This window comes from Methylobacterium sp. Leaf117, from assembly GCF_001422985.1.
In the GTDB taxonomy this organism is placed as follows: Bacteria; Pseudomonadota; Alphaproteobacteria; order Rhizobiales; family Beijerinckiaceae; genus Methylobacterium.
On the sequence record NZ_LMNL01000012.1, the window covers coordinates 349,382 to 369,600 of the forward strand.

Here is a 20,219-nt window from a genome sequence, read left to right on the forward strand (position 1 = left end):
TAGCAGCAAATGCCCATTCACCTGATCGCATTATCATTTAGGGGTTGCAGAAGCCGTGCCGGCGGATAGCTTGGCGCCTCCTGGAGGGATGATGGCTGCGACGGCGGGATTAGAAGCAATTGACGACGACGCTGCGGCACGGAACCGGCTTTGGACGGCGGACGCCGCAGCGCGGCTGCTGGTCGACGCCGGACCTGGCACCGGCAAGACCCAGGCTGCTGCCCGGCGAATTGTGCATCTTGTGTCGATCGGGCTATCACCCTCTCAGATCTTAGTCTTGAGCTTCTCGCGCAGCGCCGTCAGAACGTTAACTCGGCGTATGACGGCTGTAGTGGGAGTCGAAGAGCGAGTTGTCGAGGATCTGCGCCACGTCTCGGTGCGAACCTTCGACTCGTGGGCCTTTCGCATCCTCCGACTTCTAGGCGGTCAGCCTGAGGACCTGCTGCGGCGACGTCATGACGATAACGTTGAGGCGCTGGTCGGGCTCCTGAGGGGACCATCCCGCGATGACGTGCGGCAGGTGCTTGGCGACCGGCGGCACCTTGTCGTCGACGAGTTCCAGGACTTGCCGGGCGTTCGCGGCGAGCTCGTCCTGGCGCTCATGGACCTGCTCGCCCCGCTTGGCGGTGGCGGGTGCGGCTTCACCGTCCTCGGCGATCCGGCGCAGGCCATCTACGGCTTCGCGGCCGCGGGCGACCGCGACGCGGTCAGCGCTGCCGCCTACTGGCGCCGCATCGTCGAGCGGTATGGCGACGGTATTGAGCATCTCCGTCTGACCCACAACTTCCGCTCCACGCCACCAATTGCCGCGATGTCGGCGCGGCTGCGGGCAGTGCTGACCGGCGATTTGAAAAATGAGGAAAAGCTCCGTGCCGTGCAGGAGGCGCTGGCCGCGCTGCCCAAAAGCGAAGGCTTCGACTTAGCGTCGATCACCGGTGGCGGCAGTTCGGCGGTTCTGACCCGCACCAACGGCGAGGCGCTGCGGGTGCTCACAGGATTGATGGGTAGGGAGCTTGAGGGCGCGGGCAGGCTGCGCATGCGGGCCGCGAGCTTCGCGACGCTGCCACCCGCGTGGATCGCCGGGTTGCTCCGGCGGGTTCCAACGGGGAGCGTTGCGCGGTCACAGTTCGACCGCATCCACGCCCATCTTTCTGGGGCTTGGGGACCTTCGCTGTGCGCTGAGCTCGCGCTGCCGGCTGCCGACGTGGCCTGGGGACGGATCGCTTTGGCTTCGGGGGTCGCCGCCGACGCAACATCGCTCGAACTGGCAATGCTTCGGGCGAGGCTCGGCTGGCACGACGCCTTCCCGGACGACCAGCCGTTGCTCGAGGATGGCGTCGTCATCACGACCATCCACCAGTCCAAAGGCGCTGAGTTCGACGCGGTGACAATCCTAGAGACCGCACCCGACCGATTGCCGGACGATGGCGACCACGCGGAAGAAGCGCATGTCGGCTACGTCGCAATGACGCGTGCCGGCAGTTCGCTTGCGCGGGCGTCCGCCGATGTCATCTACAGGCCGCCGACCGGCTGGACCTTCCGCAACGACCGGACACGTCTCTGCTCCTGGTGGAATGGCTGGATCAACCTTGAGATGGGGCAGAATGGCGATGTCGACCCGCTGAGCTTCGTCGACCCCGCCCTGCATGGTCCGGGCGGGCCGGCGGCGTTGCAGGAATATCTCCTCGCGAACGCAGAATCCCTGGCCGGTCGTAAGGTGATACTCTGTAAGTACCTTGACGCCGACCAGCACGCGACGTGGCGTATTCACCTGCAGATCAAGGAGGGGCCGGGCATGCTGCTCGGCGCGACCACTCCGCAGCTCACGTTCGACCTGCTGCACGTCCTGAACAAGAAAGGCTATACGCTGCCTCACCGCATCTTCAACCTCAGGATTTCTGGCGTCGGTACAATCACGTCCGACGCCGACGCGCGCCTGGAGGTGCCGGAGAGCTCGAGTCGACTGTGGCTTGGCGTCTCGCTGTTCGGCACCGGTGACTTCCGCCCCTCGAAATGGAAGGGCCGCTGATGGCGACCGCATCGCCCGCCGAGCTTCTGGCCAGAGCCCGCGCCGAAGTCCGGGCGGAGGTCGTCCGGCTCGCCGGCAGCCTCCTTCTAGGCCCGGTCGATGCGAATGAGCAGATCGCCTCGGCGCCGCTCGACACGTACCTCACTGGGGTGCTCTGGCCCGAGGGCCAGACCCTTTCGGCCATAGAGGATGAGGCCGAGGAGGGTGCCTCGACCACCGCTGACGGTGAGGAGGACGGATCGGTTCCCGGATACCGGTCAATGCGTCCTTGCTCGATCGGGCTCACCTTCGCGCTGGCAGCGGACGCTGCGGCGACGATCGATCTCGGCACCACAGCGCGCTACGAGCCGGTCACTGGCGAGGCGTCCGAAGAGAACGGTCGGGCGACGCGCAAGTGGGTCCGCCGGGAGCTCGGCTATTCGGTGGCGCTGGAGTCCGGCCCGGCCGCAGTCTGGGACGTTGAAGAGTTTCGAACGGCCGCTGGTTTTGTCCGTGATGCCGCTGTCCGTCTCCACGTGCGCCGGCGCATTGCTGGCGGCCAGCAAGTTTTGACGGTGACGCTCATCAACGCGGCTGTCGAGACTGACGACACGTCTCGCGACGCAGTTTGTCTGTTCCAGGCGCAAGTGCGGGTAGCGGGGGCCGACGGGGCGCGCGTCATCCGCCCCCGACCGATTGTCCCGCAGCCGGATGCCGATGAGGACGCCCGGTCAGCGGCTCTGCTCTACCGCGAAGTCCGCGAATACGCAGTCGGCCATGGCGTCTCGGCATCTTGGTCCGGTGTGCAGGGCGGTTGTGCCGCCTCCGTCTCGACGGAATGGATGCCGGCGACCGCGGTCAGCGGTACGAGTGCCGACGGGCACTCCAGCTTCGGCACCTTCAGGGCCGCGCACCCGCGGGCGCTGGAGGCCGCTTGGCTCTCCGACGGGGCGGCCCGTGACGAAGTCCTGCCCGTTCTGGACGCGTTCGTCGACGCCTACGAGACGTGGATCGCGGACAGTCTGACTGCCCGTCTTCAATTCTTCGAAGGCGAACTCGCCGCCGCGGCCTTGCTGAACCGCGACAGGTGTGCCGCGGCCGCGAGCCGCATGCGCCTGGGCGTGGCGGTTCTTGCACACGACGCCGCTGCTTGGTCCGCCTTCGCACTCGCGAACGAAGCAATGGACAGGCAGTCGCGCTATACGATTAAGGGATCGCGCGCCGCGCCGCTCCGCTGGCGCCCGTTTCAGCTGGCCTACATCTTCCTCGTGCTCCCCGGCATCGTAGACCCCAAAGCCGGGGGTGGCGGCCGCGACGTCGTCGACCTGCTCTGGTTCCCGACAGGCGGTGGCAAGACTGAAGCCTATCTTGCTCTGACCGCCTTCCAGATTTTCCTCCGTCGCCTGACCGATGCCGGGCGGCGCGCGGACGGCGGCGTAGACGTGCTGATGCGCTACACGCTTCGGCTGCTGACCGTGCAGCAGTTCCAGCGCGCCGCGTCGCTCATCTGTGCCTGCGACGCCCTCAGGGTCGAGCGTGGCGACCTCGGCGACGCGCCGATCTCGCTTGGCCTCTACGTAGGTCGAGACGCGACGCCCAACAGCGGCGTTGAGGCGCGGGAAGCGCTGCGCGAGGAAGTCGACGGCCTTGCGCCAAAGTCAACGCCGCGACAGTTGCTTGAATGCCCGGTCTGCGGAGTCGCCCTATCCGCGTCCGACTACGAGACGGCGCCAGACGGCACCTCAATCGAGATCCGCTGCCGCGACGCGTCTTGTGCAACGGCCGGTCGGCCGATCCCCGTGCTGACGGTCGACCAGCACATCTACGACGCGCCGCCGTCACTGCTGATCGGAACCATCGATAAGTTTGCGCAGCTGCCGCGCTCGGCGCGGTTGCGGCCGCTCTTCGGGCTGGACGGAGGCTCGCCACCGGGGCTTGTAATCCAGGACGAGCTACACCTTATCTCGGGTCCGCTGGGCTCAATGGCCGGCCTCTACGAGACGATCGTCGATCTGCTGTGTACGCGTGACGGCGTCCGCCCGAAGGTCATCGGCTCGACCGCGACCATCGGTCAAGCCGCCCGCCAGGTAAGGGCGCTTTTCGATCGGGAGGTGCTGCAGTTCCCGCCATCCGGGTTCGAGGCAGGCGACTCTTTCTTCGCCGTTACCGAAACCCGCGGCCCTGACCGGCTCTATGTTGGCGTCAGCTCGGCTGGCCGAAGCCCGAAGTTCGCGCTTCAGGCTGTGTCGGCGGCCCTCCTGCAGGCGACCGCGGCCGTTCGCGCAATCGGCCTGCCGTCGCCCGAGATTGATCCGTACTGGACCGGCGTCCTCTACTTCAACAGCCTGCGCGAGTTGGGCGGTGCCTACGTCCTGTTGCAGGACGACGTCCCCCGCCAGATTGGCTTTGTTGCCGGGAGGCTCGGGCTGGTGCCCGCACGCGCCCTCGAGCATGAGCCGGTTGAATTGAGCAGCCGCGTCCCGTCCCGCGAGCTGCCGCAAAAGCTGCAGCGCCTTGGCGTCGACCTCGCCCGTTCCGAGGCAGACCCGTTTGCGCCGCCGCCCGAGGACGTTGTCCTCGCCTCGAACATGATCTCGGTCGGGGTCGACGTGCCGCGGCTGGGGCTGATGATCGTGAACGGCCAGCCGAAGTCGACGGCCGAGTACATCCAGGCGAGCAGCCGGGTGGGCCGCGGCCTCCCCGGCCTCGTCGTGACCGTTTACAACGCGGGCCGTCCGCGAGACGTCTCGCACTTCGAGCATTTTGTCGGCTATCACGCGGCGCTCTACCGCGCCGTAGAGGCGAGCAGCGTGACTCCATGGGCGCCCCGAGCGCGCGATAAGGCACTACACGCCGTCGTCGCCGCCGTGGTACGCCACCTTGTCTCTGGAATGGACGATGACGACGATGCTATCGCCTTCGATCCCTCCGATCCGGCCACGGTCACGCTGATCGGCTTGATCGTCGCCCGCGCGTCGAGTTCATCTGGCGGCATAGAGGGTCCGGACGCCGAAGCGGATATCCGCGCGATCGTTCGCGAGTGGGCGCAGCGCGGGAGCGACACGAGGGCTGCCGGGCGTCGGCTGCTCTACTGGGAACGCCGCGCGCCATTCGGCGCAACGCTGCCGCATCTGATGGCGTCAGCCGAAGAGGGCGCGCGGCAGACCGGGCTCGCGTGGCCAACGCCTAACTCGATGCGTGAGGTTGAGCCGTCGACCGCATTCAGCCTCAGAACCTTCAGAAGGACGACTTGATGGCGAGGGCTGCGAGAGGCGGCGGGACGACCGCCGGGATCGCCGATCCCGTGGAACCGGTCGGGACAGTGCGGCGGTCGCAGCTCGTGTCGACCTATGGGATCGGTGCGATCGTCGACCTCGAAAAGGGTTCCTTCATGCCGATGGGCCTGGAGGACTGGGAAATTGCCACGCGCCTACCCTCCCTCTCCATCAGCGAGCCAACGCTTGAGACCATGCTGAACGTCAGCCACCTTCGCCTAGGTCCAGTGGTGAAGGCGGTTCAAGGTGCGCGGACGGTCAGCGCCCGGACTACGATCCCTGCCGTTCGCTTCCCCGAGTGGCACGAGTGCCCGAAGTGTCATCGCATTGGGACGGAAGGGGCACCTTTCGAGCTTGCGCCCGACGGCAGTCGCCTCCTCTGCCTTGCGCATGCCGGCGCAACGGTCCACACGACGCCAGTCCGCTTCGTCGTGGCCTGCCGCCGCGGGCACGTCTCCGACTTCCCGTGGGTCTGGTGGGCACACCGCGCCCGGGAGGAAGGCTCGTGTGAAAACCCAAGCCTCTACCTCCGCTCGCACGGCCGGTCGGCCTCGCTTGCTGACCTCTACGTCGTGTGCAACTCCTGCCGTACGGGCGAACGCCAGACGTCCCAGTCGCTCGGTGGCGCCTTCGGCGGCGAGGCGCTGCGCGGCCACGCATGCGGAGGGGTGCGGCCCTGGCTCCGCGACCGCGAGGAAGGCTGCCAAGCTGTCCCGCAGGCGCTCCAGCGCGGCGCCTCTAACGTGCATTTCCCGGTCGTCTGCTCGGCATTGTCGATTCCACCGGCCTCCGAGGCTGCGATGCAGATCGTGCAGGAGCTGCGCTACATGCTCGATCCGGTCCCGGCCTCGGCGATCGCCGACGTGCTCGGCGGGGTCGCCGCACAGTACGGCATCGCAGCAGAGCCGCTGATTGTCGCGTGGCGGAACCTCAAGGAGTTGGAGAGTGGTCGCCGTGGGCAGCTGACCGAGCGGATCGCGCGGGCGGAGGAGTACGCGGCGCTGTCGGAGGACAGGGACGACCCGGTGATCGCCGGTGTCGTGCCGCAGTTCCAGAACACGGTATCGCAGCCCCCACCGGCGCTCGCGCGCTGGTTCGACCTCGTAGGCGCAGTCACCCGATTACGCGAGGTCCGCGCGATCGCCGGCTTCTCGCGCATCGAACCGCATCCGGTTGCCGCCGAGGACGTCGCGGCGGCCATCGTGCAGGGCGACGTGGCGCCACTGTCGAAGGCGCCGCGCAATTGGTTGCCAGCCGCCGAGATCCGCGGCGAGGGCGTGTTTCTCCGGTTCGACGCAACCACAATTGAAGCGTGGTTGGATGCCAACCCGGGCGTCGCGGCGCGGGCAGCGGAGATCGACGCCGTCGCCGCCGCCGCCGCCGCGCGCCGCGGCCATGCGCGCGATCACGTCGTTACGCCCCGCTTACTGCTCGTGCACAGCTTCGCCCATGCGCTCATCCGCCAGATCAGCATCGAGTGCGGCTACTCGGCGTCGGCGCTGAGGGAGCGGCTCTACGTGACCGAGCCGGACGATGGCGTGCCAGCAACGAACGGCGTCCTGGTCTACACGGGATCTCCCGATTCTGAGGGCAGCCTCGGCGGGCTGGTCCGCCTCGCGACGCCGGAGATGCTCGGGCCCATCGTGCTCCGCACGCTGGCTGCCGCGCGCTGGTGCGGCAGCGATCCGGTTTGCATCGAGACCGAGCCGGCGCAGGCCGGGGAGCGGCTGAGCGGCGCCGCATGCCACTCCTGCCTTCTGCTACCTGAAACCGCGTGCGAGCGCTTTAACCGCGAGCTCGACCGCGCCGTGCTCGTCGGCGATACCGATGGCGAGTTCCAAGGGTTCTTCGCGGATGCGGAGGCGTCCCCTTGGCCGTCCTGATCCCGGCGGTCCCGAAAGACTGCCCCGCCGGCGAGCGGGTAGTATACGAGAAGATCGGTCGCGAGCTTCCTGAAACTTGGGTAGCGCTGCACTCGCTTGGCCTTCCGCGGCACGAGCGCAAGGTCTGGGGCGAGGCGGATATCGTCCTGCTCTCGACCCACGGTGTATTCGCCCTCGAGGTGAAGGGCGGGAAGGTGTCCTGCCTCGAGGGTGAGTGGACCTACGCGGGACCCGGTTTCAAGACATACACCCGCAAGGAGGATCCCTGGACGCAGTCGAAGACCGCGATGATGGCGGTGCGTTCCGCGCTGCACAATGCCAATGCCGCGTTCAGGGACGTGCTGTTCGGCTACGGCGTGGTCATGCCTTTCTGCCGCTTCGACGCGCGCGGGGCTGAGATCGTGCCGGAGGTTCTGAACGACCGGTCCACATTTCGGCAGGGTATGGACCAGTACGTCGGGCGGCTGCATCGGCACTGGGACTCCGACTATGCGCAAAAGCACGGCCGTGCTTACCGCAGCCTCACCCCTCACCAGATCCGTGAGGCGCGCCAGATCCTACGTCCGGATCTCGAGACGGCGCTCAGTCTCGGCGGATGGCTGACTGGCGTTGACGCCGAGATCCTGCAGCTGACAAACGCGCAAATCCGCATTTCGCGGCGGCTTGCCGCGAACCCGCGTTCGATCGTCACTGGGCCGGCCGGCACCGGCAAGTCGATCCTCGCACTCGACCGCGCACGCCATCTCGCCTCCAGCGGCGCGCGCGTCCTCTACCTCTGCTTCAACCGGGTTCTAGCCGGCCATGTCTCGCGTTCGCTGGAGGCGGGGGGGTTGAAGGGCGTGGAGGCGTGGCACGCGCACGGCCTCTACGGTCGCCTCGTCGCCGACGCCGGCATGGGCGGCGAGCTTGCTGCACTTAACACTGACGATCCAGCGTTCTTCGCCGAGCGGTTTCCAGAATTGGCGGCCATTGCGGCGCTGGAACTCGGGCGGGAACCCTGGGATGCGCTCGTCGTAGACGAAGCGCAGGACCTGCTGACACCGTCCCATCTCGACACGCTGGACCTGCTCGTGCGCGACGGATTGGAGGGCGGGGTCTGGCACCTGTTTCATGATCCCAACCAGAACCTCTACGACACCGACGTCCGGCAGGCCTGCGAGATCAGGTTAGCGGGGGGCCACCCCGTCCGCGAGCTGCTGGAGGAGAACTGCCGCAACACGCGGCAGGTCGCGACGCAGGCCTCGATCACGTCGGGGATCGACCTGCCTACGGTGGGCGCGCCGGAGGGGCCCGACTGCGACGTGACGTTCTACGGCAGCCGGGCCGATGGCTTGGCGGCGCTGGAGGCGGCTGTCGCAGAATTGCTCAAGGGCGAAGTGCGGCCTAGCGACGTCGTTGTGCTGTCCACGCGCCAGTTGGCGAACTCGCTTCTGGCGGGCGTCTCGACAATCGCTGGCCGCGCGATCGCGGATGTTGGCAACGGTCCACCGCCGCCCGGCACTATCGCCTTCTCGACAATGCATAGCTTCAAGGGCTTGGACCGGCTCGCGGTTTTGGCCATCGACATGACAGAGATAGGGGATCCGCTGTGGTCGATGCTGCACTATGCTGGCCTGTCTCGTGCACGATGCCTGCTACGTTGCTTCGCGCCGGAGGCAGCGGCCAAGCGCTACTCCAGGCAAGCAATAGCCTGGGGGAAACGGGTTAAGCCTCCGACGTGACATCGTTTTTTAGTGCACAATGGTGCATTGTGATGTATCGTTTCAGGTAGGAGGAGCCGTGCCAAATCCCTGTAACAGCGTGACGACGTCGGTGATGCTTCCGGACCGCATGTACCAGAAAGTCGCGGCGCTGGCCGCCGCGAACGACGTTTCAACCGCATGGGTCATCCCGCAGGCAGTGGTCCGCTACCTCCCCGAGCGGCGCGGCCAGAGCGAGCTGCCATTCGGCGTCGGCGAGTGACGGCCAACGCGCGAGTCGTTGCCGCCAAGGCAGCTAGGCTCCGGGCGGGCGGAAGGCCGCGTGTCCTCGACCTCTTTTCCGGCTGCGGGGGGCTATCGCTCGGCTTCGAGGCAGCCGGCTGTGATATAGCCGCGGCGGTCGAATTCGATCCGGACGCCGCACGATCTCACGGCATGAACTTCCATGGCGGGCATGCACGCCATTGTGTTGCGCGGGACATCACAGCGACAGCCCCCCAAGCGTTGACATCGGAACTCGGCCTGGGTGCAGCCGACGCCGCGTTTGACGTGCTCGTAGGGGGGCCTCCGTGCCAAGCCTTTGCGCGAGTCGGCCGATCAAAGCTGCGCGAGGTGGCGGAGCACCCAGAGGCGTTCCGGCACGATCCACGCGCTCGACTCTACATTGAATACCTACGCTACGTTGACGCGTGCGCGCCGCTCGCGGTCGTTATCGAGAATGTACCCGACATGCTCAATCACGGCGGACACAATCTGGCCGCCGAAATTGGCGAAACCTTGGCGCTCCGGGGTTACGTCGTCCGCTATACGCTCCTGAACGCTGCCTTCTACGGCGTGCCGCAAATGCGCGAGCGGATGATACTCGTCGCGATTCGGACGGAGGTGGCCGAAGATGTCGACCTGCCTGAACCGACGCACTGGATCGACCTTCCTTCAGGCTATTTGGGATCGCGCGCGGTCGCGCTGAAGCTCGCGCAGACCAGAGGCGTGGATCCGTGCGTCCGCTATGTTGCCGCGCCTGAGCCAGCGCGCGCGCTGCCCCGCGCTGTGACCGCGGAAGAGGCGATCGGTGACCTGCCAGAACTGCGGGCGCAAGAGATGCTCGCTGCTGGTACGCTCAGGCGGGGAGCACGCCGCTTCGACGTCGCTATCCCGTGGGGCGGACACAACCGCCAAAGTCCCTACGTACGGTTGATGCGTGGCTGGGCGGGTCACGAAGGCGGACCATCGGTGGACGACCACGTGATTCGCTACCTTCCCCGCGACTACCGCATCTTCGCCGGACTTAAGCCGGGCGATCAGTATCCCGAGGCGCACCGCTACGCGCTGGCGCTGCTCGGCGAGGAACTGAATAGGCTCGCTGCCGACGGACAGCCGGTTGCGGACGGGTCGCCGGAGTTGGCCGCGCTCCGCGCGGCGTTCGTACCGCCCTACGACGACGGCAAGTTTCCGAACAAGTGGCGCAAGATGGAGGCCGATGCGCCGGCTCGCACACTGCTCGCGCACCTCGGCAAAGACGGGTACAGCCACATCCATTACGACGACGTGCAGGCGAGGCCAATCTCGGTGCGCGAGGCCGCCCGGCTCCAGTCCTTCCCAGACGGCTTTCGCTTTTCGGGCACGATGAACCCCGCTTTCCGGCAGATCGGCAACGCGGTACCACCTCTCCTTGCGAAGGCCGTCGCCGCAGTGCTCGTTCCCCAACTGCGGGGTCGCCGAACGGGCGACTCCGAAATGCCTCTGTTCGCGTTTGGAGGACGCCGGTGACCGGGACGCGCCGCGATGTGATCCTGATCCGCTCCCTTGCGGATTCAGATCTCGGGCTGTTTTCATCCCATCGCGCCAGCGCGACGAGCAAGCAGCGCGCGATCGCCATTACCAGCCCCGCGGCGCGCATGCTATTGAGCCCAAGACTTCACGTAGCTAAGGGCACGGAGTTCGACTTCATCTGCGTGTACGGAGCGGCCGCTACACGAGAGCTGCGCCACGTCAGTAAGGTCGGCAAGAACTGGCGGCTTGGTGGACGCAAGCTCGCCGGCAGCGAGTTCGCTTTCCTTGACAGCCGAGACTTCGCGTTGGTCAGGTCGGTGCGAAATAACGACGGCGACTCACCCATGATGATGACGTTTGTGGGTAGGCAGCGCGAACGGCTCGTCCACGCCGGCATCGTTGCGATGGTCGGTGAGCGGCTGCGGGATGGGGTCGCGGTCGTGCCGGAGGGCAGCGATGCGTTCGAGGCGCTGGCGTCCGCCTTTCCGTGCGTGCCTGCGATTTTCGCCCTCGGTCCGCCGTACGCACCTGAAAGTGAGGACGGAGGGAAGTCGCTGCTGCTGTCCGCCGTAGCCGCGGATGGCAGATAGGCTGACGCCGGAGCAGCGCCGGCTCAACATGAGCCGCGTTCGGGCGAAGGACACCGGTCCCGAGATGGCAGTACGCCGCCTGCTCCATCATGCGGGATATAGGTACCGGCTGCATTCCCGAGAGCTGCCTGGCCGGCCTGATCTGGTCCTGCCACGATACCGGACAGTCGTTTTCGTGCATGGTTGCTTCTGGCATGGCCATGGATGCTCACTCTTTAAAGTGCCGACAACCCGCACGGAGTTCTGGACCGCCAAGATCGACGCGAACAAGCGCCGGGACGAAGCAGCGGTGGTTGCGCTGGCCACTGCGGGATGGCGCAGCCTCTGGGTATGGGAGTGCGCGCTACGCGGACGCGGCCGCCGGTCGCCAGAGGCCTTGCGGGACGGGATTGTCGCGTTCATCAACGGCGAGACAGGCTTCCAAGCTATCGGCCAGGCTGAAGTGCCGTCCCGATGAAACCGGGCCTGTCACGGTTGGGTGGCGCTGAAGGTGGCGCGGCGCATCAACAGCCTCGGTGTGATCGAGGCGCTGGCCGACGCGATGTGCCTGCACGGCATCCCGGAGAACATCCGCTGCGACAACGGTCCAAGCTACGTCGCCAGCGACCTGGCTGACTGGCTCGGCATTCGAGGCATGACCCACATCCGCGGCGCGCCATGCCATCCGCAAACGCAGGGCAAGATCGAGCGTTGGCATCAGACGCTCAAGAACCGCATCCTGCTCGAACACGCCTACTTGCCCGGCGAGATGGAGACGCAGGTTGCCGACTTCGTCGAACACTACAACCATGCCCGAGCCCATGAGAGCCTGAGCAACCTCACACCCGCCGACGTCTACTTCGGACGCGGCGAAGGGATCCTGGCCGAGCGGGAACGCATCAAGCGCCAGACCCTGATGGATCGCCGCTTGCGCCATCACGCGCAGGTTGCCTAACCTCTCACCCCAGATGGACCAGAGCCTGCGCTCCTGAACACCGCTGTATGTCCCAAATCATCTGACGACGGACAGTTCACTACTCCAAATTATCGCGGATACGATGCAAGTAAAATATAAGCTAGATCCGGATATAATAAGATGATTGACTTTACTTATAATATATTTTTACCCATAAGAAAAGGTAAAACTAACCTGGGCTGCGCACAAGATAGGTAGATGTCACAATTTCACTATTTCAAAGGGACTGTAATACATGCGTGGGATAAGAAAAATCATCCAAACCGCACAACAAGGCGGCCTAGACGCGCAAAGCACTTATTCCAGATGGTCAAACGGGATGGGAATATCGTACTCGGGAGTAGAAGCCTTTGTGTCAGTCAAGATTGCGGAAAAGATACACCTTGAATTGAACGACACAAAGAAGCTTTTTGTGACTCTAGAGTATCCAGTTCAAGCTCTAATTAATAATGCAGAGAAAAAATTCAGAGGGCGCAAGCCAAGACGGTTGAGTGCCAATGGCCGTGTTGATGTAACAGTCTGGGATAAAGATGACTATCCCCGAGTTATCATCGAAGTCAAGAGGCATTTAAAGTGGCAGAGTTTAGAGGACGACATAGACAGAATTAGTCTGTTTATGAAGCGTTACGGGACGCAAAATGAAGGATCATTAGCTGCCGGACTAATGATTGTTCCGTTCGTGACTTGGCAGAAACTGGGTCGGGAGAAGATCCATACCCATGAACAAACCATCTTAGAAATTGCGGAAAACGCGGGTAAGTACGGCTTTACTCGTGAAAGAGAAATCTATCAGGACATTCAAGACGATGATCCGTTCAAGAATTTAAGAGATGAGGATGGAGATCCAACGTATGTTCATCATCAGTATGGCTGCATGTGTTTAACACTTCTACCGAACGCTTGCTAAAGCTTACTTATAGAAAAGGACTCAAAACTAACACGCCTGTAAGCGGCAACTACTGTCGATTACTATTTTTCACCAAAAACTTCACGCAAAATACACCTACATTATTTGACCCACCGCAGATACAGGATGACCTGAATAGACATCAGCAAGAAACTCATACCGTTTTATAAGATAATCAGCCCATCCAATATTATCTCCAGGATCCCCGAGGAGTGTTGCAAATAACGCCCGCGTTGACCAACTGACAAAGTCTAGCGGCTGCGATAGAGTGGACTTATAGACAGCAAAAGCATCATTGCCAAATCTGCGCAATCCCGGAGATGTCACACGATGTAGCGCTAAGTTGTTGCAAGGTGAAATATGCAGGACACGGACGCGTGTTGTGCCGTCTTCATTTGCTCCCTGCATGCGACGCGCAAGTATTTGCTGTCGGATTAGCTGGTAAAATGGCTCCCAAAAAAAATCACGCACTGTGATATCCAAATCCGTGCGTAAAGGGCCGTCGGGTGAAAATGCCAGCTTTTCGTAACGCTTGATACGGGTGATGTTCCCTGCTGGCCCGACTGGCTGACCATAGGACTCGGTGTATTTCCACTCAATCAGCAACGTTTCGATGCCTGTATCGGTCTGGAACCTCACAATTGCATCAGCACTGGTTGCATTGGCACCGCGGGTACGTGCTCCCGTAGCCCCCCCCTCGTTGAGGTAGTCGGCCCGGCCAATCCACTCGAATGCAACGTAGCAAGGTTCGTCCGCCTCGCTATCGATAGGAAGCATGGTTGGCGGCGCGATGCTAAGCGCTCGCCCAACGAGGCGCGATAGCGCCTTCGGGGAGCGAGCCAGAGGCATTAAAAAATTCAAGCAGCAGACCTGGGATGACAGGGCGTGATTGGCGTGCTGGTGCCAACAGATGCGATGCCGTGCAAAATAGGCATCGGCCACCTTCCGGATGGACGGTTCGAGGTTTAACGCCCGAGAGGCAGGTTGGAGTCTGTAATCCTTTCCGCCGAACCCGATGTGTTGCTCATGGTGAGACTTGAAGAACGCGGCCTGTCTCGTCCGTTCGCGCTTTAAAAAAGCGGTAGGCGATCTGTGGCTCGCAGACTTCTCACTCATGTCGTGGTTTCCAAGCCCACCGGCGCTGCGGCCGGTTTGGCAGAGATAGTCATCTCAGCCTCGGCACCATCCTTGTCCTGCTCGTCATCGACCCCTTCCTCGGTGATGCCGCCTGTATAAGCCGCCTTGCCCATTGCGGCTTCAATCAAGTCTAGCAGCCGCTTCTGCCTGTCTGCCATAAACTGTGCAAAGTCATCGCTCCTCAGAAGTGCGGGATCAATAAGATGCGTAATGAGGTAGGCGTCCATGTTTGCACGTCCGATGGCCGGGGTGTCAGAGTTGCCGGCTTCAAGTCGCCCGAGATAAACGGACGGCGCTGCGCCTCCAATGATTCGATTAGTCTTATATGACAGAGGAGTTTTATTAATAATCGAGTCGTAAATGTCCGATTTAACGCCTGCTTTCTTGCACCAATCTTGTGGAAAAATGTGATGAATGTCCACGTTTTCCCCGAAAAAGATGGTGTGGTCGAACTTTTGCCCTGACCGAAAATCTTGCGCACCTTCCTTCATGAGCAGCGCATTGACGCCCTTATAGGCGGCTGACAATCGCATGCGCATCGTCTTTAGGCGATCCGCTCGGAAAATGGTCTCGCTAATCGTCGTTGGTTCCTGACCGCCCTTCAGCCAGACGGGAACTTCCATGAAGTCACGAGAGATCCGGCTATCGACTGCGGAGCCATAAAGTTCTCCGAACACACCATTCCAGTACCATTGAACCAGCTTTGCGCGATTGGCTTCGTGCTCCCATGCGTCACCAATATCGGCAAGGATCGCTGCAAGCGGTACAAGTTGGGACTGATAAGGAAGGTCAAAAACCCGATAGATGTGCAAGAGATTCAAGAACTTGGCGGCTCGCACGAAGCCGCCTTCAACGCGCGCCTCATAAGTTTTGTAAGCGGCAAGCGGCAGGCTTAGTAGCGCTTGTCGATTGCCAGTGACTGCCGGCAACTCCTTGCCCTGTTTGCCTGCGGCCTCGGCCTCGCGACGGCGATCCCGCGTGTGAAACAATGAAATTGCCTGCAAGAAGTCGGTATTGGCCACGTTGACCAAGATGCCCGTATCTTGCCCAGGCGGCCGCATAGTTTCAGCGAAGCGGCGATGGCGGCCTTTGGTAGATACGTCCCCGTACCAATCCTTCCGGAGTTCGTGTCCATCGGCGGCGTACATAGCCGTCACGAGTTCGAAGGCATCCAGCGGCTTGCCGCCGGTGTTCACCTTCTCGAACACGAGGCAGACAGCCTCCTTGGAAGTGCTTTTGTCCAGCGATATGACTGGTACATGATAGTCGGTGAAATTCTTAATCACTTCATCATGGAAGCGGCTGATTATAGGCCATTTCTCAGCAAAGTCACCTTTAGCATTTGCGTGACCGACGAACTCCATTTGCCATCTGTTCCAGTCGAAGACCATCGCGACCGGATACATCAGTGCTTCGAATTCGCGAGCGCGGGTAGATAGATCGAGTACAACGTTCTTCGCGAAATTTTCACGGATAACGCGGTCTTCGGGAACGCCGATGATTGCCTCTTCCCGTTCCGCTGCCTCATCAAGCGCAGCGAGTATATCGATATAAAACCAGCGTTTCACACGCTTGTTTTTGGGCGTGACCGTCTCGACAACATGGTTGCGCAGAGTTACTTGATAGAGGGATGTCATCCGCTGTTGCCCGTCAAGTAGAAGCTCGTCCGGCTTTGCTGCACGTGCGACGTCAGGAGCGCCTTCCACTGGGCGAGGTTTGAAGTTCACTGTGCCGGACGTTTCGAGCGTCATTAACGCTCCGACTGGGAATGCGCGTGAAATTGAGGCGATCAGGCTCTTGATGCGATCTTCGTCCCAAACCCAACTACGTTGGAAGTCAGGCAGTTGAAGCGCGCCCTCGTGACATGCGCGCAACAACGTGCTGAGTGCGACCTTGTTGGTCTGAAATGAGCCGCCGGCCATTCATTTCTCCCTCATCGTCCGAACCGCCGTTTCGGTCTCAGGCGCGCTTTGCACCGACCGTGAATGCGTAAGTCGGCTCTGCGTCGCTACAGACCCCATACCCATACACGGGACACATTGCTTGCTTAATGTCGAGGTCGTACGCAACTGGCCGATGTCTCCACCGGCACTTGAGTGAAGCGCTTTCTTATCGGCGGGTACGCTTTGAAGTGTCGTGAACGCGGATTGAGAATGGTAGCCAAGCAACCGCAACGACGTAAACGGCTCTGTTGTGAGTTCGGGCGGTCCACGTCGCTAAGGGCACCTTCGCGCGTTTGACCACTTATTCACTGCCCTTATCGCATGATGTGTCCCGCATGAGGGACGGCCGATAGGGAACTCAAGGACCGGATTAAGCGCATCGCGGACGATCTCCGCGGCCAGGAGCGCGTGACCTACGGAGCCATCCAAAAACGACTGAAGGCGCAATCAGGCAAGGGATGCTCGAACTCCACCTTGAAGCCCGTCTACGCCGAGTGGAAGCGGGAAACCGAGTACAGTCCTAGAATCGAAAGTGACCCTGAGCTACCGCCAGCCGTCCAGAAAAGCCTGATTGCAATTGGGCACACCATCCTCAGGGAAGGCGAGGAAAGGGCCAGGTCCAAGCTGGCCGAGCAGCAACGCCAGCTGGACCGGCAGGCCGAGATCTTACTCGAAGTCGATGGTGAGATTGCCATAGCCGCCGACCGTTTGGAGGAGGAGATCGCCAACCTCCGCCTGGAGGTCACAGGCTCCACGAAGCCCTGGCCCGGGCCTAGGCGGGCCGCCGTGATCCCGAGCCCGAACATCAGCCGAGCCTCCCCACCCCCAAGAAATCCGGTGCGCTGGCCCCCATCACAGCCGCGGCGGCCGACTTCAACGAGAAGGACGCACGAACGAAGGATCCCAACGCTCTGCTGACCGGCATAGCCGGTCGGATCAAGGAACTGCTGGCCGACCATGGACCGTGCGATGCCAGCCAGTTGCACTTCCACCTGCAGCAGGAGTTCGGCAAGCGGGCCGGTGCCATGCAGATGCCACTGGAGACCGGATGGTTACCCCACTGGCTGCGTGGCTTCACGGGGCCGGCCGGGGGGCTCATCGAGGAGAAAGGTGCCTTCGACCTGGCGTCCCGAACCTCCGATGCGGGCGCAGCCTTCCAGGTCAGGGTAATGGCCGACGTCCACGCCCTGCTGCAAGACCACGGCTTCCCCATGGCCTTGCCGGCAATCACCAAGCGCTTGGCCCCAAAGCTGGGCCAGGAACTCCGGTTGACGGGTGGACAACTCGGCGACTGGATGAAGGCGCGGCCAGACCTATTCAGGAAGACCAAGAAGGGGTGGTTCGCGAGCCTGCCCGGCCCGCTTTGACCCTCGAACTTCAGCCCCGGCCCGCTTTGACCCTCGAACTTCAGCGGCCTGCGAGCACCGTACGCACCTCGGTCCACCCGATCCCGGGGTAGCGGTCGTTATCAAGCGGAGCGAGCTTTCCGTCGCCGCTGAACATGTCGCGCATGTACTGCATGCCCTGCCAAGGCGGGAACACCTGGCCCTTCCCGGGCGCCACCAGGCGGGCGGCCTTGATCATCCCCTCCAGGAAGCCGATGCCGCCAACGCGGAACGTCTTGAACGGCTTGCCGGTCACCTCGTTCGCTGCCGCCGCCAAGCCACGCGGGCTGGTCACTTCGCCCGCGATCCGGAGCCATCGCGGCGCATCAGGATCCATCGCCGCGGCTGCCGTGTAGGCCGCCACGTCATCCATCGTCGTGAAATCGAGTGCTTGGTCCGCATCGCCCCAATGGATTACCCGGCGTGGCACGAACAGGATGAACGGTGCCTGCCCGGTCAGCATGTCCATGAAGGCCCCGTTGACAATGGACGTCGCTCGGATCGGCGCCGCATCCAGGCGTGCCTTGAACTCCCGCCGCAGGTCCATGTTGCGGTTCGACCCTGCCGGTGTCCGAGAGAAGTCGAGGCAGAAATCCGAGGGCATGAAGCGCGGGACCCCGGCCGCGATGGCCGCATCGAGCAAAACCGATTGCGTGCCGATGATCGTCTCATGGAGACCGTTGAGCGCGGAGACGACGCAATCCACGCCGACACAAGCCCCCTTGAGCTGACCCAGGTCGTTGAGGTCGACCTCGACGACGGTCACCCCCGCCTCCCGCAGGGGCGCGATCCTGTCCGCCGAAGTCCCACGTCGGACGACCGCCTTCACGCCGGCACCACGGGCTCGCAGCGCCCTCCCGATGCGCCGGCCCAGGCCGCCTGTCGCACCAGCCAGCAGGATCTCGTTTGGAGGAGACGCGAAACCCGTCACTTCTTTGACCTCCCGCCCTTCTTGCCGAGCTCGGCCTGCGCCGATGACGATGTGCGAGGGTTATCCTTTCCCTCCTTGGCTGCCTTGGCATTCGCCTTCTGCGCCGTCGCGCTGCCGCCGCCCTTCTTGTCCGTCATCACCATCCTCGCTTCGCCCAACGGGAATGGACGCCGTGCGACATCGTTCCGGCCCATCGACATGGGTGACGGCTCGTCAGCACCGGTAACGAGTAGCGAGTAACGTTATCCATTACGCGCTACTCACCGAGTCACCGGAGTGCTCCACGGTACGGGTAACCTGCACCAACTTGTCCGGCAGGAATCCCGATTGCTCTTCCACGTGCCCCCGGGCGTTGCAGACCACACGGGTCCGGCCCACCACGTAATCTGAGGCATGGTGGATGTGCCCGTGGACCCACAGATCTGGTCTCCGGTCCAGGATGAGGTCGGTGAGGTCGGAGGCATAGCACCACCGAAGATCCTCGGCCTGGGAGTGCAGGCTTTCCGGGTGCGGGGCGTGGTGGGTCACCACCACGGTGGGGCCGGGATGCGCCACGGCCAGGGTCGCCTCCAGGAAAGTCCTGGTCGCCCGGTGCATCGCGAAAATTTCTTCGGGCTCGATGCGGTCGCGTGACCTTGGGCCTGTGCGGATCCGGCGGTAGTCGACCATCCCGCCACGACCCTGGGCGGACCGAAAACCGTGGTTCAGGGAGAATGACCCGAGGCGGAAGTCCGTCCAGAGGGGGCCGCCCAGGAAGCGCACGTCGCCCAAAGTGACCACGTCATCGAGCAGCAGGTGGATGCCAAGCGCGGCGGCGCGATCCCGGCCCCGTTCAAGCTGATCCCGGATCGTGTAGCGCTCCTCACCCCGGTCCCACCACATGTCGTGGTTCCCTGGGACATAGCAGACGTTCGAACCCGGCAACCGCTCGGTCAGCCAGTCCAGGGCTCGAAGTAGGGGCATGTGCACGTCGCCGGCCACCACGGCCACGTCGAAGCCGTCCGGTGGCGCGTGCGCGACCGGGTTCCAGGCGTTCTCAGGCCATTCCTGGTGCAGATCCGACCACACCCACAGGCGAGTCGCCGCTGGCGGGGTCATGGCCCGCCTCCCGTGAGGGCGTTCTGGGCGAGACGCTCGCGGATCCGGGCCAGGGTCACCGGCGTCCAATCCCAGCAATCGACACCGACATCCAGGCGCGTCGCCGTCCCCGGAAGGCTGCCATGGGAATGCCCGTAGAGGTGGATGGCTCCACGGAAGCTGTTCGGCCAAACCACGTGCGCGTAATGACTAAGCCATACGCGGACGGGACCTACTTCCTCATCCAGCACTTCGATGCGGGCCACGTCGCGGACCGGCTCGGCCCAGGGCAGGCGTGCACCGATGCGGTCATGGTTGCCTCGGATCAGGAGCTTCCGCCCGTTCAGGCGTTCGAAGATCGCCCGCGCATGGGCCTCGGAGCAGCGGTAGGCGAAATCGCCCAGGTGCCAGACGGTGTCCTCAGGACGAACCACCCCGTTCCAGCGATCCACAAGCGTCTCGTCATGCCCCTCAATGGAGGCGAACGGACGCGGGGCGTGCATCCGCTCGCCAATGATGGCTCGGTGGCCGAAATGGTCGTCGCTCGTGAAAAAGGTTCTCGGCATGTCAGCCTCTCGCGGTTGCGGAGGCTGGGCACGCGGCATCGCTCTCCGGGGTTAGTCGGTCGGGAGGAGCGGCATGCGTTTCATGACTGAGG

At 63.2% G+C, this 20,219-nt stretch carries 16 protein-coding genes and 1 pseudogene; 11 read left to right on the top strand and 6 right to left on the bottom strand.

The annotated features are described in order from the left end of the window. Positions 1 to 91 precede the first annotated feature (91 nt). The 10 genes and pseudogenes from ASF57_RS08660 (at position 92) to ASF57_RS25550 (ending at position 13,088) form a co-directional block, all read left to right on the top strand. Complete coding sequence (locus ASF57_RS08660; protein WP_162241551.1) at positions 92 to 2,029, top strand: UvrD-helicase domain-containing protein; 1,938 nt, start codon at positions 92 to 94, stop codon at positions 2,027 to 2,029. Next, the gene (locus ASF57_RS08665; RefSeq protein WP_056482758.1) at positions 2,029 to 5,262 is read left to right on the top strand and encodes a helicase-related protein; all 3,234 of its coding nucleotides are present in this window, start codon (positions 2,029 to 2,031) and stop codon (positions 5,260 to 5,262) included. The genes ASF57_RS08660 and ASF57_RS08665 overlap by 1 nt, the downstream gene beginning before the upstream one ends. Beyond that, entirely contained in the window at positions 5,262 to 7,166 is a 1,905-nt protein-coding gene (locus ASF57_RS08670; RefSeq protein WP_056482010.1) for a DUF1998 domain-containing protein, read from the top strand. Before ASF57_RS08665 ends, ASF57_RS08670 begins: the two co-directional genes overlap by 1 nt. Next, positions 7,154 to 8,887 (top strand): NERD domain-containing protein, encoded by a 1,734-nt coding sequence (locus tag ASF57_RS08675; RefSeq protein WP_056482013.1) that lies wholly within the window; start codon positions 7,154 to 7,156, stop codon positions 8,885 to 8,887. The genes ASF57_RS08670 and ASF57_RS08675 overlap by 13 nt, the downstream gene beginning before the upstream one ends. A gap of 109 nt (positions 8,888 to 8,996) precedes the next feature. Further along, complete coding sequence (locus ASF57_RS27220) at positions 8,997 to 9,128, top strand: hypothetical protein (RefSeq protein ID WP_280138745.1); 132 nt, start codon at positions 8,997 to 8,999, stop codon at positions 9,126 to 9,128. After that, positions 9,125 to 10,633: a DNA cytosine methyltransferase gene (locus tag ASF57_RS08685; RefSeq protein WP_056482019.1), complete on the top strand. Its 1,509-nt coding sequence runs from the start codon at positions 9,125 to 9,127 to the stop codon at positions 10,631 to 10,633. Before ASF57_RS27220 ends, ASF57_RS08685 begins: the two co-directional genes overlap by 4 nt. Further along, a complete protein-coding gene (locus ASF57_RS08690) occupies positions 10,630 to 11,226 on the top strand; it encodes a hypothetical protein (RefSeq protein WP_056482021.1) in 597 nt (198 codons plus the stop codon). Before ASF57_RS08685 ends, ASF57_RS08690 begins: the two co-directional genes overlap by 4 nt. Beyond that, a complete protein-coding gene (locus ASF57_RS24585; RefSeq protein ID WP_082503791.1) occupies positions 11,216 to 11,683 on the top strand; it encodes a very short patch repair endonuclease in 468 nt (155 codons plus the stop codon). The genes ASF57_RS08690 and ASF57_RS24585 overlap by 11 nt, the downstream gene beginning before the upstream one ends. A 120-nt stretch (positions 11,684 to 11,803) precedes the next feature. Beyond that, positions 11,804 to 12,160: pseudogene (locus tag ASF57_RS08695) on the top strand (integrase core domain-containing protein); the annotation flags it as partial. Positions 12,161 to 12,416: 256 nt separating this feature from the next. Continuing rightward, positions 12,417 to 13,088 (top strand): hypothetical protein, encoded by a 672-nt coding sequence (locus tag ASF57_RS25550; RefSeq protein ID WP_156376023.1) that lies wholly within the window; start codon positions 12,417 to 12,419, stop codon positions 13,086 to 13,088. A 96-nt stretch (positions 13,089 to 13,184) separates the two neighbouring features. On the opposite strand, the gene ASF57_RS24590 is transcribed toward ASF57_RS25550, so the two are convergent. Continuing rightward, a complete protein-coding gene (locus ASF57_RS24590; RefSeq protein ID WP_082503792.1) occupies positions 13,185 to 14,204 on the bottom strand; it encodes a hypothetical protein in 1,020 nt (339 codons plus the stop codon). Next, positions 14,201 to 16,147 (bottom strand): DUF262 domain-containing protein, encoded by a 1,947-nt coding sequence (locus tag ASF57_RS08700; RefSeq protein WP_056482024.1) that lies wholly within the window; start codon positions 16,145 to 16,147, stop codon positions 14,201 to 14,203. Before ASF57_RS08700 ends, ASF57_RS24590 begins: the two co-directional genes overlap by 4 nt. Before the next feature lie 1,001 nt (positions 16,148 to 17,148). Here ASF57_RS08700 and ASF57_RS08705 point away from each other — a divergent pair. After that, a complete protein-coding gene (locus ASF57_RS08705; protein WP_056482028.1) occupies positions 17,149 to 17,535 on the top strand; it encodes a hypothetical protein in 387 nt (128 codons plus the stop codon). Positions 17,536 to 17,575: 40 nt separating this feature from the next. Here ASF57_RS08705 and ASF57_RS08710 read toward each other — a convergent pair whose 3' ends face one another. The 4 genes from ASF57_RS08710 to ASF57_RS08720 all read right to left on the bottom strand — a co-directional run bounded on the left by ASF57_RS08710 (position 17,576) and on the right by ASF57_RS08720 (position 20,127). Further along, positions 17,576 to 18,484, bottom strand: coding sequence for an NmrA family NAD(P)-binding protein (locus ASF57_RS08710; protein ID WP_056482030.1), 909 nt, complete (start codon positions 18,482 to 18,484; stop codon positions 17,576 to 17,578). After that, complete coding sequence (locus tag ASF57_RS26380; protein ID WP_200935839.1) at positions 18,481 to 18,621, bottom strand: hypothetical protein; 141 nt, start codon at positions 18,619 to 18,621, stop codon at positions 18,481 to 18,483. Before ASF57_RS26380 ends, ASF57_RS08710 begins: the two co-directional genes overlap by 4 nt. 112 nt (positions 18,622 to 18,733) lie before the next feature. Then, entirely contained in the window at positions 18,734 to 19,582 is an 849-nt protein-coding gene (locus tag ASF57_RS08715) for a metallophosphoesterase (protein WP_056482033.1), read from the bottom strand. Continuing rightward, positions 19,579 to 20,127, bottom strand: a complete 549-nt coding sequence (locus ASF57_RS08720) for a metallophosphoesterase (RefSeq protein ID WP_056482036.1) — start codon at positions 20,125 to 20,127, stop codon at positions 19,579 to 19,581. The genes ASF57_RS08715 and ASF57_RS08720 overlap by 4 nt, the downstream gene beginning before the upstream one ends. Positions 20,128 to 20,219: the final 92 nt, after the last annotated feature.